This window comes from Tessaracoccus defluvii (genome assembly GCF_014489575.1).
Lineage (GTDB): Bacteria > Actinomycetota > Actinomycetes > Propionibacteriales > Propionibacteriaceae > Arachnia > Arachnia defluvii.
The window spans coordinates 863,939-878,685 of sequence record NZ_CP060789.1; the positions used below are offsets into that span (position 1 = coordinate 863,939).

Sequence of the window (14,747 nt, forward strand, 5' to 3'; positions counted from 1 at the left end):
GTCAGATCATGACGGATCACGATTTCGACAACGCGGAACTTCTCGACGAGGAGTTCGACTACGACGGCGCCCAGGACGATCTGGCCGACCGACATTCGCTGCGCCGGGTCGACGGCCTGCGCACGGAACTGGACGATGTCACCGAGGTCGAGTACCGACAGCTGCGGCTCGAGCGGGTCGTCCTGGCCAGCGTCTGGGCCACAGGGTCGCAGGAGGACGCCGACAACGCCCTCGCAGAGCTCACGCTGCTCGCGGAGACGGCGGGCTCCGAGGTGCTCGGCTCCCTCGTCCAGCGTCGCAGCCACCCCGATCCCGCGACCTATCTCGGCAGCGGCAAGGTGGCCGAGCTCGTCGAGCTCGTGCAGGCCACCGACGCCGACACCGTCGTCTGCGACGGCGAACTGGAGCCCGCGCAGCTGCGCAACCTGGAGGACCGGACCAAGGTCAAGGTCGTCGACAGGACCGCGCTCATCCTCGACATCTTCGCGCAGCACGCGAAGAGCGCGGAGGGCAAGGCGCAAGTCGAACTCGCGCAGCTGCAGTACCTCAAGCAGCGGCTGCGTGGCTGGGGCGGCAACCTGTCCAGGCAGGCGGGCGGCCGGGTGGCGGGCGGCGCCGGCATCGGCGGCCGTGGTCCGGGCGAGACGAAGATCGAGACCGACCGGCGCCGGATCCACACGCGCATCGCGCAACTGCGCCGCAGGCTCCGCGACATGGACGCCACACGTGAGGGCAAGCGGGCCGAACGGCGCCGCAACCAGGTGCCGTCGGTGGCCATCGTGGGCTACACGAACGCCGGCAAGTCGTCGCTGCTGAACCGGCTCACGGGCGCCGGGGTGCTCGTCGAGGACGCGCTGTTCGCCACGCTGGACCCGACCACCCGCCGCAGCGAGACCGACGACGGCCGGGTGTACACGCTGACCGACACCGTCGGGTTCGTCCGCCATCTGCCGCACGACCTGGTCGAGGCCTTCCGGTCGACGCTGGAGGAGTCGGCTCAGGCCGATCTGCTGCTGCACGTCGTCGACGCGGCCGACCCCGACCCGGAGGGACAGATCGCGGCCGTGCGGACGGTGCTGGCGGAGATCGGCGCCCTCCACGTGCCGGAGCTGCTCGTGCTGAACAAGGCCGACCGGGCCGAGGAGGCCGTCGTGCTCGCGCTGCGGGCCAACCATCCCGGCGCCGTCGTCGTCTCCGCCAGGACGGGGGAGGGGATCGAGGAGCTGCTGCAGCGGATCGACGCCGACCTGCCCACGCCCGAGGTGCAGCTGACGGTGCTGGTGCCCTACAGCCGCGGCGACCTCGTCGACCGGATCCACCGGACCGCCGTCATCGGATCGCTTGAGCACACAGGCGAGGGCACACTGATCACGGCCAGGGTCCGCCCCGGTCTCGCCGACGAGCTGGCTGAGTTCAGGCGTGGCTGACGCTGCTGCCATCCTGGCCGCCGCAGTCGGGGACATCGGCGGCCAGAGCCGGCCCGGGCAGGAGACGATGGCGGCGGCGGTGGCCGAGGCGTTCACCTCCGGCGTCCACCTGCTCGTGCAGGCGGGAACGGGCACCGGAAAGTCCCTGGGTTACCTGGCGCCGGCGCTCGCCCGCTGCCTGGAGACCGATGACCGGGTGATCGTCGCCACCGCGACGCTCGCCCTGCAGGCGCAGCTGGCCAACAAGGACATCCCGACGGCGCTGGAGGCCGTGGAGGAGGTCACCGGCAAGCGGCCGAAGGCGGCCATCCTCAAGGGCAGGACCAACTACGCCTGCCTGTACCGGGCCCGCCAGGGCGGCCTGCTCGAGCAGGACGCGCTGATCGGCGGCGAGGAACTCGTCGAGGCTGCCCAGAAGGGCGGTGGCGACGACGTCAGCAGGCTGGGCGCAGAGGTCCTGGCGCTGCGCGAGTGGATCGAGAAGCAGGCCGAGTCCAAGGGGCTCGCCGACCGTGACGACGCCCCGACGCACACCTCCAGGGGGTGGCAGCAGGTCTCCATCCCCTCCCGCGAGTGCCTGGGGGTGGCCACCTGCCCGTTCGGCGCCGAGTGTTTCGTCGAGGCCTCCCGGGAGCGGGCGCGCGACGCCCAGCTGATCGTCACCAACCACGCCCTCCTGGCGATCAACGCCATGCACGGCGGCACCGCGCTGCCGGAGCACTCCGCGCTGATCATCGACGAGGCCCACGAGCTGGTGAGCCGGATGACGACCGCCGCCACGAACGAACTCACGCCGCCGCTGGTGGACCGCACCGCCCGCCGGGTGCTCACCTGGCTCGACGACGACCTTGCCACCGACTTCCTCGACATGTCCGATGTCCTGCGCGAGGCGCTCGACGAGTCGGAGCTCGTCCGCATCACCGAGGCGTCCGCCCCGCTCGTGTACGCGGCCGCCCAGATCAGGGACGTGAGCCGCAAGGTCGTCAGCGTGCTGGGCAAGGTCACCGACGACCCCGAACGGACCCAGGCCACTGCGGCCGTCCGCGAGATCTTCGACATCGCGGAGCGGATCGCCAAGCTGGAAGAGACCGACGTGGTGTGGGTGTCACACTCGGACCTGCTGGGCCGGATGGCGCACGTCGCGCCGCTCGACGTGTCGGGCCTGCTCCGCAACAAGGTGTTCTCCGAGACCACGACGGTGCTGACCTCGGCGACGCTGACGCTCGGAGGGACCTTCGAGCCCGTCGCCGGCTCCGTCGGCCTGCGCGGCGTGGACAAGGTCGACGACGTGGCAGCGGCCGGGGACGAGTTGGCGTGGCGGGCCCTCGACGTCGGCTCGCCGTTCGACTACCGCAGGCAGGGGATCCTCTACACGGCCAGGCGCCTCCCTCCGCCTGGTCGCGAAGGCCTGACCGACCAGACGCTGGCGGAGATCGCGCAGCTGATGTGGGCGGCCGAGGGTCGCACGCTGGGGCTGTTCGCGTCCCGCCGGGCGGCGGAGCAGGCGGCCGAGTACTGCAGGCGGGAGCTTCCCCACCTCACGATCCTCTGCCAGGGGGATGCGCAGCTGTCCGAGCTGACGCGCCGCTTCACGAACGAGGAGGACAGCTCCCTGTTCGGCACCATGTCGCTGTGGCAGGGCGTCGACGTTCCCGGCGAGACATGCCAGCTGGTCATCATCGACAAGATCCCCTTCCCTCGGCCCGACGATCCCCTGATGCAGGCGCGGAAGAAGTCCGTCGAGGATGCCGGGGGAATGGCTTCATGACGGTGGCCGCCACCCATGCGGCGCTGCTGCTGGCCCAGGGGCGGGGCGTCTGATCAGACGCTCGGAGGACCGGGGCGTCGTCGCCATGCTCGACCCGCGCCTGCTGACGGCCCGCTACGGTTCGTTCCTGCGCGCCTCGCTGCCGGGGTTCTGGGCCACCGAGGACGGTGACGTGGCCGTGCAGGCGCTGCGGAGGCTCCGCGGCGCCGAGTAACGAACCGGACGGCGCCTACAGCCGACGCATCACCGCGACGACCTTGCCCATGATCTGGGCGTAGTTGCCGTCGATGGGGGAGTAGAGGCTGTTGTGGGGCAGCAGCCACACCTGCCCGTCCTTGCGCTTGAACGTCTTGACCGTGGCCTCGTCGTCGAGCAGCGCGGCCACGATGTCGCCGTTGACGGCGTCGTTCTGGCGCCGGACGACCACCCAGTCGCCGTCACAGATAGCCGCGTCGATCATCGAGTCGCCGCGGACCTCCAGCATGAACACCTCGCCGTCGCCGACCAGTTGCTTCGGCAGCGCGAACACGTCGTCGACCTGCTGCTCCGCCAGGATCGGCCCGCCCGCGGCGATCCGGCCCAGGAGGGGCGTCGCCACGGAGGTCGGGTTCGCGTCGTAGCTCTGCTCCGGCGACATCCCCTCGTCCCCAGGCATGGTCACCACGACGGCGCGGGGACGGTTCGGGTCGCGCCGGAGGAACCCCTTGGCCTCGAGCACCTTCATCTGATGGGTGACCGACGACGTCGACGCCAGGCCGGCCCGCTTCGCCACCTCACGGATGCTGGGCGGGTAGCCCACCGACTCGATGGACTCACGGATCACCTGCAGGATCGCGACCTGGCGGGCCGTCAGCCCGTGCTCACCGGCCGGACCGTCGGGCAGCGGGGTCACGTTGCCGAGTTCGGCGGCCAGGCGGGCGTTGCTCGGTCGGCCACGGCGGGGGGAACTGGGAGTCTCAGCCATGCGAACATGCTAGCGCGCCTCGCGAACGTGTGTTCGAAATGCGGCCGTGTCGCGCCGGAAGCGGAATTGTCAGACCCCCGCTGTTGACTCGGTGACGTGGCCGATGAAACTCGTCTCGAACAGATGTTCCAATTGACGGCGGAACCGGCTAGAGTGAAGCAATCGAACTGTTGTTCTACGGATGAGGGGAGTGGGTCCATGACCGCTTCAAGCATGGTTGGCGTGAGGGTTGTCGATGCTGGCAGCCGGCGTTTCGTTGCGGTGGCTCCGGAGGGGCGCCCCGACCTGCGTCTGCCGCAGGCCCATCCGTCCCGCCCCGTCGCCCCGGGGAGAGTCGGCCGGGTCGCATCCTGCGTGGCTGTGCGGCCGCAGCCCCAGCCCCGTTGGCTCGCAGCCAAGGTGGTCGGGTTGTGCCTGCTGGCCCTCGTCGGCGTCGGCGTATCGGCAGGCGAGTTCGCCTCCATGGCCACCCCGATCCGGCCCGCGAGTACGTTGCGGGTCATCCCGCGTGGGCGCACGTCGACAATCCCTGACGCCCCGCTGCGCGTTCCGACCGATGTGCGGCGTGTTGCTTGCCCGCGGTGACGGACAGACCTAGGATCACTACATCTAGTGGTTCAAGGTGTCCCCATCCCCAAGGGCTTGTGGTTTCCGGGGAAACGTGACACCGTAGGGCCTCCGCCAGCGAGACGAGAGGGTCGCGACGATGCACTGCCCGTTCTGCCGACACGAGGACACCAAGGTGTCCGATTCGCGTGTCACCGAGGATGGTTCCTCCATCCGTCGGCGCAGGACGTGCCCGGTCTGTGAGCGTAAGTTCACCACCGTCGAGCAGGTCGTCCTGACCGTCGTGAAGCGTTCGGGCGTCGCCGAGTCCTTCAGCAGGGACAAGGTGATGCGCGGGGTTTCCAAGGCCTGCAAGGGTCGTCCCGTCACGCAGGCCCAGGTCGCTGCGCTGGCGCAGCGCGTGGAGGAGGCGCTCAGGGCCTCAGGACAGGCGGAGATCCCCGCCGAGCAGGTGGGTGTGGCCATTCTCGGTCCGCTCGAAGAGCTCGACCCGGTCGCCTATCTGAGGTTCGCCAGCGTCTACAAGAACTACGACTCACTCGACGATTTCCAGAGCGAGATCGACGCCCTGCGACTCGGGGCGAGTGATTCGCTCGCCCGTTCCGTCGTCGCAGCCCGCCCAGTGGCGGGCCACCAGGAACCGCTCATCAGCTGAGCCTCCAGCACACCATCCATCCAGTATCGAAGCATCGAGGGGTACATCATGACCGCGACCGCCGCGCGCAGCACGCGACGCAAGTCAGCAGATACGAAGGGGCTCGCCATCGGGCGCGTCTTCACCACCGATGGGGTCCACCCCTACGACGAGGTCGAATGGGACCGCCGTGACGTCGTCCAGACGAACTGGAAGTCCGGCGAGACCGTCTTCGAGCAGAGGGGCGTCGAGTTCCCGACGTCCTGGAGCGTCAACGCGTCCACCATCGTCACCACGAAGTACTTCCGCGGAGCGATCGGCACCCCCGAGCGTGAGGACAGCCTGCGCACCCTCATCGACCGTGTCGTCACGACGTACGCGAAGGCGGGCCTCGAGCACGGCTACTTCGCGACTCCCGCCGATGCGGAGATCTTCGAGCACGAGCTCACCTGGATGCTGCTGCACCAGTACTTCTCCTTCAACTCCCCGGTCTGGTTCAACGTCGGCACCCCCTCGCCGCAGCAGGTCAGCGCGTGCTTCATCCTCTCGGTCGACGACTCCATGGACTCGATCCTGAACTGGTACAAGGAAGAAGGCTTCATCTTCAAGGGCGGCTCCGGCGCAGGGCTGAACCTGTCGCGCATCCGCTCCTCGAAGGAGCTCCTGAGCTCCGGCGGCACCGCCTCGGGCCCCGTCTCGTTCATGCGCGGCGCTGATGCCTCCGCCGGCACCATCAAGTCGGGTGGCGCCACGCGCCGCGCGGCCAAGATGGTCGTCCTCGACGTCGACCACCCGGACATCGTCGAGTTCGTCGAGACCAAGGCGCGCGAGGAGGACAAGATCCGGGCGCTGCGTGACGCCGGGTTCGACATGGACCTCGGCGGCAAGGACATCACGAGCGTCCAGTACCAGAACGCCAACAACTCGGTGCGCGTCTCCGACGAGTTCATGGAGGCCGTCGAGGCCGGCACGAACTTCGCGCTGCGCTCGCGCGACGAGTCGCACCGCGTCATCGAGGAGGTCGACGCGCGCGACCTGTTCGCCCGCATCGCGAAGGCCGCCTGGGAGTGTGCCGATCCCGGCATCCAGTACCACGACACCATCAACGCCTGGCACACCAACCCGGAGACCGGCCCGATCACGGCGTCGAATCCCTGCTCCGAGTACATGAGCCTCGACAACTCGTCGTGCAACCTCGCGTCGCTGAACCTGCTGAAGTTCCTGAAGGCCGACGGCTCGTTCGACGCCGAACTGTTCGTCAGGGCCGTCGAGCTGATCATCACCGCGATGGACATCTCGATCTGCTTCGCGGACTTCCCGACCGAGTCGATCGGCGAGACCACCCGCAACTTCCGTCAGCTGGGCATCGGGTACGCGAACCTGGGCGCGCTGCTGATGGCGATGGGCAAGGGCTACGACACCGAGGCGGGACGCTCCACCGCGGCCGCCATCACGTCGATCATGACGGGCGCCTCGTACCGCCGCAGCGCCGAGCTCGCAGCGGTGGTCGGCACGTACAACGGCTACGCCGTGAACGCCGAGGCCCACCAGCGCGTCATGCGCAAGCACCAGGCCGCCAACGACGACCTGCGTGTCCTCGCTGACGACCGTGCGCTGCACTCCGTCGCCACCCGCGAGTGGGACCGCGTCGTCGGCCTCGGGTCTGAGAACGGCTTCCGCAACGCGCAGGCGTCCGTGCTGGCCCCGACCGGCACGATCGGCTTCATGATGGACTGCGACACCACCGGCGTCGAGCCCGACTTCTCGCTCGTGAAGTTCAAGAAGCTCGTCGGCGGCGGCTCGATGCAGATCGTCAACCAGACGATCCCGCGCGCGCTCAAGCGACTCGGTTACTCCGCCGAGGAGATCGAGGCCATCGTCGAGTTCATCGGCACCCACGGCCACGTCATCGGCGCCCCGGCCTCGCGGCCGAGCACTACGAGGTCTTCGACACGGCCATGGGCGCCCGCGCCATCAAGCCGATGGGGCACGTCCGGATGATGGCGGCCGTCCAGCCGTTCCTCTCCGGCGCCATCTCCAAGACGGTGAACCTGCCGGAGACGGCGACCGTTGAGGAGATCGAGGACGTCTACCTGCAGGGCTGGAAGCTCGGCCTCAAGGCGCTCGCCGTCTACCGCGACAACTGCAAGGTCGGCCAGCCCCTCTCCGACGGCAAGAAGAAGGAGGCGCCTTCCGCTGCCGCCGCCACCGAGGTCGTGGAGAAGATCGTCTACCGCCCGAAGCGGGAGCGGCTGCCGAAGTCGCGCAACTCGCGCACCACGAGCTTCTCGGTGAGCGGTGCCGAGGGCTACATGACCTCGGGCGCGTACGACAACGGTCGCCTCGGCGAGGTGTTCCTGAAGCTCGGCAAGCAGGGCTCCACCCTGGCCGGCGTGATGGACGCCTTCTCGATCGCCGTGTCGATCGGCCTGCAGTACGGCGTGCCGCTCGACAGCTTCGTGCAGAAGTTCACGAACCTGAAGTTCGAGCCTGCCGGCATGACCGACGACCCGGACATCCGGATCGCGCAGTCCTTCATGGACTACATCTTCCGTCGCCTCGCGCTGGACTACCTGACGTTCGAGGACCGCTCCGAGCTGGGCATCTACACCGCCTCCGAGCGGGCCCGGTACGTCGCCACGGGTTCCTACCTGTCGGAGGAGGACGAGGCGTCGCTGATCGAGTCGGAGACCCTGCGCAACGACGCCGGCGACGACTTCAACGTCGACGGTGCCCGCCAGCCGGCCCTGATCGAGGCGCACACCACCGCCGAGCTCATGGAGGCGATGGGCGTGGCGGAGATCGACGCTCCGCTGTGCATGACGTGCGGCACGAAGATGCGGCCGTCGGGCTCCTGCTACGTCTGCGAGGGCTGCGGCTCCACCAGCGGCTGCAGCTGACCTGACCGAGACACGAGGCCCGGGATCCCGCGGAGGGATCCCGGCCCTCGTGCCGTCACGCGGAGGGAAGCAGCACCTGCCCGCCCGAGGCGCGGACGGCGGTGCCGAGGCCCTCGGGCGGTTCGCGTTCGGTGATCAGGCCGCTGACATCGAACCAGTCTCCGATCACGTGCCGCCCGACGACACCATTCTTCGAGGAGTCGGCCATGACGTAGGCCGCCGTGGCGTTGCCGGTGGGTCTCGCCCTCGAGCTACGATCCGACGGGCCCGGAGCCCGCCAGGGGCCGACTCGTGGCCTGGGTCGACCGGTACCTGCCCCGCCCCACTGTCACGGTCAGCCAGGGAGCACGTACCCTCGCCTCGAAGAAGCTGTGGTGGCCGGCGGCACCGGGGAGGGCCTTCCGGATCCCGTCGGCGCTGCTCCGCGGGGCCAACCCTGAGGGGCCCCGTGCACATCAGCATCCGCTGAGGCAGCCCGGAACCGACACAGCAAAGGCTCCGCCCACATCGGGGCGGAGCCTCCGCTGTGTCCTCGGCCACTCGGGGGAGAGAGATGCGGTCAGCGGACACAGGACGCGGTGGTCGGGGGTACGCACACCGCGCCAAACTGGACTCTAAGCGCGGGACGGACGTGGGAAACACACCCGAAAGGGTGGTATTTCCCCTTGTGAGATCGATTGCGGCAACCGCGCCGGGCGGCTCGGGGGTGCGCTTATAGTCAGGGGATGCCGCGCATCCGTCTGGCCGTCCTGAACGACTACGAGATAGTCGTCAAGGGCGTGCGTGCGATGCTGAAGCCCTTCTCCGAGCGGATCCGCATCGTGAGTCTGGAGGAGGCGACGGCCGATGTCGCGGTCGACGTCACGCTCTACGACACGTTCGGCGCCGCAGCCCCGACGGCGGCGCACCTGGACGAGGTCATCGCCGATCCCGCACAGGGGCCGTCGTCGTCTACGCCTGGCATGTCAACCGCGACCTGGTGGATCAGATGCTCGCGCGCGGTTGCGCCGGCTACCTGGACAAGTCCATCGGAGGAGCAGAACTCGCCGCCGCCATCGAGGCGATCGCGGCGGGGGAGAGGATCGTCGCCGGCGCCCCGGAGGAGACGGCCGCGGCCGGTCCCGACGTCGCCTGGCCCGACGGAAATGCCGGGCTCAGCGCCCGCGAGGCGGAGGTGCTGGCGCTGATCACCAGGGGGCTCACCAACGACGAGGTGGCCCACCACGCGCACCTGAGCATCAACTCCGTGAAGTCCTACATCCGCTCCGCCTACCGCAAGATCGGCGTGGAGCGCCGCTCCCAGGCGGTCCGCTGGGGGATGGAACACGGCATGTCTCCCCACGGCCGCGGTTCGGCCGACCAGTAGGCTGACGCCGTGATCGAACCCATCGTTGACGCCCAGTGGCTCGCCGCCCATCCCGCCGTCGTCGTCGCCGACGTCCGGCACTACCTCGACGGCCGCTCCGGCGCCGACGCCTACCGGGGCGGCCACCTGCCGGGTGCCGTGTTCGTCCCGATGGACGAGGTGCTGGCGGCACCGGCCTCTGCGGAGCGGGGCCGGCATCCGCTTCCTGAGCCAGCCGATTTCGCGGCCGGGCTGGGGGCCCTCGGGATCGGCGACGGCGACGTGGTCGTGGCCTACGACGATGCAGGCGGGGCCATGGCCGGCCGTCTCGTCTGGCTGCTGCGGATGCTGGGCCGCGACGCCGCGCTCCTCGACGGCGGCATGGGCGCCTGGGAAGGGGAGCTGAGCGTCGATCCCGTCGCCCGCCCCGCGGCCACCTTCACGGCGCAGGACTGGCCCGCGGGGGCGCTCGCCGACATCGACGAGGCCGTCGCAGGCCCCGTCGTCATCGACGCCCGCGCCCCCGAGCGGTACCGCGGCGACGTGGAACCCATCGACCCGCGCGGCGGGCACATCCCCGGTGCGCGCAGCTATCCGCTGACCGGGAACCTGGCCGCCGACGGCCGGTTCCTGAGCCGGGAGGCGCTGCGGGAGCGGTTCGCCGACCTCGGCGACGCGTCCGGCGTGATCAGCTACTGCGGCTCGGGCGTGACCGCCTGCCACAACCTCATCGCCATGGAGCACGCCGGCCTCGGCCGCGGGCGCCTCTTCCCGGGCTCGTGGTCCCAGTACAGCGCCACCGACCGTCCCGCCGGTCTGGGAGACCAGCCCTGATCAGGACTCGTCGTCGACACGCAGGCTGAGCGACGACCCCATCGGGATCGCCTGCACCATCCGTAGCTTCGCCAGCGCCGGGTGGTCCTCCAGGATCTTCGCGCCGTTGGCCAGCGTGCGCAGCGCCGCGGTCTCTGCCCGGGCCGACTCGAGCTGGGCCAGGCCCCGCGTGCGGGCGGTGAGCAACTCGACCGAGGCGGCCCGCAGGTCCTGGGGGAGCATGACGTCCCGCACCACGACGGAGGCGACCTCGTAGCCTACCTCGCGCCCGGCCTCGACGGCCCTGGCCAGGATGCGGGCCGCCAGTTCGGGATCCTTCCTGGGCGCGGCGGGCGCGTCGGCGACCTCCACCTGGGCGAACTCGTCGCGCAGCGCCAGCTGGATCGCCAGGTACACGGCCTGCTCCGCCTCCTCATAGCCCAGCGCGAGGACCGGGTCCGTGACCCGGACGCGCGCCACCGCGGTGACCTTCACCTGGGCGCCGTCGGCGGTGGGGATCTCCTGCGGGGCCAGCTGCAGATGCCGCCACGCCGTGCCCACGCTGACGTAGCCCTGACGGCGGACGCGGCGGTGCCTGCCCGGGCCGAGCACGACGGGGGCTCCGCCGTCGGGGTAGGTGACGGCGACCTCGTGTGCGTCGACGGTGACGTGGAAGGCGGTGAGTTCCACTCTGCTGCTCCTCAGATTGGGTGGGGCACGGGACCGGCCGGTGTGCGGGTGGACCCATCGAAGGGTGCATGACCCGCACACGTTGCGCCGGTCCCGTGACCCGGTTAGTGGCAGTCCCGGGTAGGGGACATGCCCGCCGACCACGTGGGAACGGATCGCGCCACTGCGCTACCGCCCGGACGAATCGGGCACCATGTCAGGCTAGCGGACGGGCCGGGGGCAGCGGTGCCCGCGCGGGTAACCTTGTCTGGTCATCCACGAACCCTGGAGGTTGATCCCATGCCGGCGCTTCGGTCCCGCACCACCACCCACGGCCGCAACATGGCGGGTGCCCGCGCGCTCTGGCGCGCGACCGGCATCACGGACTCCGACTGGGGCAAGCCGATCGTCGCCGTGGCCAACTCGTTCACCCAGTTCGTGCCCGGCCACGTCCACCTGCGCGACATGGGCAAGCTCGTCTCCGAGTCCATCGCCGAGGCGGGGGGCGTGGGGCGCGAGTTCAACACCATCGCCGTCGACGACGGCATCGCGATGGGCCACGGCGGCATGCTGTACTCGCTGCCGAGCCGCGAGCTGATCGCCGACTCGGTCGAGTACATGGTCAACGCGCACTGCGCCGACGCGCTGGTGTGCATCTCCAACTGCGACAAGATCACCCCCGGCATGTTCCTGGCCGCGCTGCGGCTGAACATCCCCACCGTCTTCGTCTCCGGCGGCCCATGGAGGCAGGCAGGGCCATCGTCAAGGACGGCGGCACGGTGGAGAGCTCGCTCGACCTCGTCGACGCGATGGTGTCTGCCGTCGATCCGAACGTGTCCGACGCCGAGCTGGGCCGCATCGAGGCCAACGCGTGCCCCACCTGCGGCTCCTGCTCCGGCATGTTCACCGCGAACTCGATGAACTGCCTGCTCGAGGCCATCGGGCTCGCCCTGCCGGGCAATGGCTCGACCCTGGCGACCGCAGCCGCCCGCAAGGGGCTCTTCCAGGAGGCGGGCCGCCTCGTCGTCGAACTGTGCCGCCGCTGGTACGACGACGACGACGCCTCCGTGCTGCCGCTGTCGATCGCCACCAAGTCGGCCTTCGAGAACGCCATGCGGCTCGACGTGGCCATGGGCGGCTCCACCAACACCGTGCTGCACCTGCTCGCCGCCGCCCAGGAGGCGGGCGTGGACTTCACGCTCGACGACATCGACGAGATCTCGCGGCACACCCCCTGCCTGGCCAAGGTCGCCCCCAACTCGGACAAGTACTACATGGAGGACGTGCACCGCGCCGGTGGCATCCCCGCGCTCCTGGGTGAGCTGCGCCGCGGCGGCAAGCTGGACGACACCGTCCACGCCGTGCACTCGCCGACCGTCGACGCCTGGCTCGACGCGTGGGACATCCGCGGCGGAAACCCGCGTCCTGAGGCCGTCGAGCTGTTCCACGCCGCCCCCGGTGGCGTCCGCACTACCGAGGCGTTCTCGTCCAGCAACCGCTGGGACAGCCTCGACACCGACTCCGAGGGCGGCTGCATCCGCTCGACCGAGCACCCGTACACCCTCGACGGCGGCCTGGCGGTCCTCAAGGGCAACCTCGCGGTCGACGGCGCCATCGTCAAGACAGCCGGGGTGCCGGAGGACCAGTGGGTCTTCACCGGGAAGGCGATCGTCACCGAGTCGCAGGACGAGGCCGTCGAGGCCATCCTCGGCAAGGTGGTCCAGCCCGGTGACGTCGTCATCGTCCGCTACGAGGGGCCGAAGGGCGGCCCGGGCATGCAGGAGATGCTGTACCCGACCTCCTACCTGAAGGGCCTCGGGCTCGGTCCCACGTGTGCCCTCGTCACGGACGGGCGGTTCTCGGGCGGATCGTCGGGGCTGTCGATCGGCCACGTCTCACCTGAGGCGGCCTCCGGGGGCACGATCGGCCTGGTGGAGACCGGTGACCCCATCACCATCTCCATCCCCGACCGGCTCATCAGCCTCGATGTGGACGAGGCCACGCTCGCGGAGCGCCGCGCCCGGCGGGACGCCGAGGGCTGGGTGCCGGCGACACGGCAGCGGGAGGTGTCCACCGCGCTGAAGATCTTCGGCATGCTGGCCCAGTCCGCTGACAAGGGCGCCGCCCGCAAACTGGACTGACGGCGGGCGCTCGGGCTCGCTAGGATGCGGGCGAGCGAACAGGAGCGCCCACATGGAGTTGCCCGCCTACCTGACAACGGTCTTTCTGATCGTCGAGTACGTCGCGAAGATCGTCGCGATCGGGGTCATCCCCAACAACCGGCGTCCGTCGTCGTCGTCCGCCTGGCTGCTGCTGATCCTGTTCGTCCCTGTCATCGGGTTCCCGCTGTACTGGCTGATCGGGAGCCCCTGGGTCAAGGGGCGCCGCTACGAGGCGCAGCGCGCGAGCGACGACGTGCTCCGCGCCCACGCCGGGCACCTGCCGCTGATCCCGGACGGCGCAGAGACGACGCCCCCGCTGGAGCGGATCGTGCACATGAACCGGGAGCTCACGCAGCTGCCGTGTGTCACCGGGCGGGTCGGTGAGCTGATCGACGACACGCGGGTCTTCTACCAGGAGATGGCCCGCGCCGTCGACGCGGCCGAGCGCTACGTCCACGTCGAGTTCTACATCATGGCGTGGGACGACACCACCGACGTGTTCTTCACTGCGCTGGCGCGCGCCGCCGAGCGGGGCATCAAGGTGCGCCTGCTGGTCGACCAGCTCGGATCGCAGAAGTACCCCGGCTGGCGTCAGTTCAAGCGCAGGCTCACCGAGGCGGGCGTCGAGTGGCGCCTCATGATGCCGATCAAGCTCCTGAAGGGCCGCTGGCGACGGCCCGACCTGCGCAATCACCGCAAGCTGATGATCGTCGACGGCGACATCGCGTTCGTCGGCTCCCACAACGTCATCGATCCGGCCTACGCGAACGCGAAGAACCGGAGGATCGGCCGGGAGTGGATCGACCTGTCCGTGAGCGTCACCGGCGACATCGTGCTCGAGGTGGAGGCCGTCTTCGCCATGGACTGGTTCGTGGAGTCCGGCGAGATCCTCGACCGTGACGAACACTTCATCGACAAGCCGGACCTGATCCCCGGCGGTGCGAACAACGCCCTGCAGCTCGTCCCCTCCGGGCCCGGGTACCCGACGGAGCCCAACCAGCGGCTCTTCGTGGCGCTGATGTACCTCGCGGAGCGGACCATCACCATCACCAGCCCCTACTTCGTCCCCGACGAGTCGCTGCTGTCCGCGATCACCTCTGCCGTCTACCGTGGCGTGCGCGTCGACCTGTTCGTGGGGGAGAAGGCGGATCAGTTCATGGTCGGCCACGCCCAGCGTTCCTACTACGAGACGCTGCTGGAGGCGGGTGTGAACATCTACCTGTATCCGGCCCCGACCGTCCTGCACTCCAAGTACATGACGGTCGACGAGCGCATCGGTGTCATCGGCTCGTCCAACATGGACTACCGGTCGTTCGCGCTCGACTACGAGATCACGCTCATGGCCTTCGGGGGTGACCTCGTCGACAAGCTCCACGTCATCGACGACGGCTACCGGTCCGTGTCGCGGCTCCTGACGCTGGAGGAGTGGCGCAAGCAGCCGCTGGCGGCGCGCTACCTCGACAGCGTCTGCCGACTCACCTCGGCGCTGATGTGACCG

9 protein-coding genes and 3 pseudogenes are annotated in these 14,747 nt (G+C 69.6%); 9 read left to right on the plus strand and 3 right to left on the minus strand.

Annotated elements, in window-relative coordinates; genetic code table 11:
• Positions 1-8 precede the first annotated feature (8 nt).
• Together hflX and H9L22_RS04015 are read left to right on the plus strand one after the other, a co-directional pair.
• Entirely contained in the window at positions 9-1,427 is a 1,419-nt protein-coding gene (gene hflX / locus H9L22_RS04010; protein WP_187721688.1) for a GTPase HflX, read from the plus strand.
• A pseudogene (locus tag H9L22_RS04015) lies at positions 1,408-3,409 on the plus strand (ATP-dependent DNA helicase). Before hflX ends, H9L22_RS04015 begins: the two are co-directional and overlap by 20 nt.
• A 15-nt stretch (positions 3,410-3,424) precedes the next feature.
• Here H9L22_RS04015 and lexA read toward each other — a convergent pair.
• Positions 3,425-4,159: a transcriptional repressor LexA gene (lexA, locus tag H9L22_RS04020; RefSeq protein ID WP_187721689.1), complete on the minus strand. Its 735-nt coding sequence runs from the start codon at positions 4,157-4,159 to the stop codon at positions 3,425-3,427.
• Positions 4,160-4,381: 222 nt separating this feature from the next.
• Between lexA and H9L22_RS04025 the strand changes: the two genes are divergently transcribed.
• From H9L22_RS04025 to H9L22_RS04035, 3 genes and pseudogenes are all read left to right on the plus strand, one after another.
• Positions 4,382-4,744 (plus strand): hypothetical protein, encoded by a 363-nt coding sequence (locus H9L22_RS04025; protein WP_187721690.1) that lies wholly within the window; start codon positions 4,382-4,384, stop codon positions 4,742-4,744.
• A 121-nt stretch (positions 4,745-4,865) separates the two neighbouring features.
• Positions 4,866-5,381, plus strand: a complete 516-nt coding sequence (nrdR, locus tag H9L22_RS04030) for a transcriptional regulator NrdR (protein ID WP_187721691.1) — start codon at positions 4,866-4,868, stop codon at positions 5,379-5,381.
• Positions 5,382-5,429: 48 nt separating this feature from the next.
• A pseudogene (locus H9L22_RS04035) lies at positions 5,430-8,260 on the plus strand (vitamin B12-dependent ribonucleotide reductase).
• A 55-nt stretch (positions 8,261-8,315) separates the two neighbouring features.
• Here the strand turns inward: H9L22_RS04035 and H9L22_RS04040 are convergent.
• The gene (locus tag H9L22_RS04040; protein ID WP_187721692.1) at positions 8,316-8,468 is read right to left on the minus strand and encodes a hypothetical protein; all 153 of its coding nucleotides are present in this window, start codon (positions 8,466-8,468) and stop codon (positions 8,316-8,318) included.
• A gap of 780 nt (positions 8,469-9,248) precedes the next feature.
• On the opposite strand from H9L22_RS04040, the gene H9L22_RS18495 reads away from it, so the two are divergent.
• Together H9L22_RS18495 and H9L22_RS04050 are read left to right on the plus strand one after the other, a co-directional pair.
• Positions 9,249-9,626, plus strand: coding sequence for a response regulator transcription factor (locus H9L22_RS18495; protein WP_226966108.1), 378 nt, complete (start codon positions 9,249-9,251; stop codon positions 9,624-9,626).
• Positions 9,627-9,635: 9 nt separating this feature from the next.
• Complete coding sequence (locus H9L22_RS04050; RefSeq protein ID WP_187721693.1) at positions 9,636-10,439, plus strand: sulfurtransferase; 804 nt, start codon at positions 9,636-9,638, stop codon at positions 10,437-10,439.
• Here the strand turns inward: H9L22_RS04050 and H9L22_RS04055 are convergent, their stop codons facing one another.
• The gene (locus tag H9L22_RS04055) at positions 10,440-11,108 is read right to left on the minus strand and encodes an SPFH domain-containing protein (RefSeq protein ID WP_187721694.1); all 669 of its coding nucleotides are present in this window, start codon (positions 11,106-11,108) and stop codon (positions 10,440-10,442) included.
• Positions 11,109-11,387: 279 nt separating this feature from the next.
• Between H9L22_RS04055 and ilvD the strand changes: the two are divergent.
• Positions 11,388-13,228: pseudogene (ilvD, locus tag H9L22_RS04060) on the plus strand (dihydroxy-acid dehydratase).
• A 52-nt stretch (positions 13,229-13,280) separates the two neighbouring features.
• The gene (cls, locus tag H9L22_RS04065; RefSeq protein WP_187721695.1) at positions 13,281-14,744 is read left to right on the plus strand and encodes a cardiolipin synthase; all 1,464 of its coding nucleotides are present in this window, start codon (positions 13,281-13,283) and stop codon (positions 14,742-14,744) included.
• Positions 14,745-14,747: the final 3 nt, after the last annotated feature.

Coding starts and splice junctions, on each gene's coding strand:
- hflX (WP_187721688.1), top strand. CDS start 9: ATGACGGATCACGATTTCGACAACGCGGAACTTCTCGACGAGGAGTTC.
- lexA (WP_187721689.1), bottom strand. CDS start 4,159: ATGGCTGAGACTCCCAGTTCCCCCCGCCGTGGCCGACCGAGCAACGCC.
- nrdR (WP_187721691.1), top strand. CDS start 4,866: ATGCACTGCCCGTTCTGCCGACACGAGGACACCAAGGTGTCCGATTCG.
- H9L22_RS04040 (WP_187721692.1), bottom strand. CDS start 8,468: ATGGCCGACTCCTCGAAGAATGGTGTCGTCGGGCGGCACGTGATCGGA.
- H9L22_RS18495 (WP_226966108.1), top strand. CDS start 9,249: ATGCTCGCGCGCGGTTGCGCCGGCTACCTGGACAAGTCCATCGGAGGA.
- cls (WP_187721695.1), top strand. CDS start 13,281: ATGGAGTTGCCCGCCTACCTGACAACGGTCTTTCTGATCGTCGAGTAC.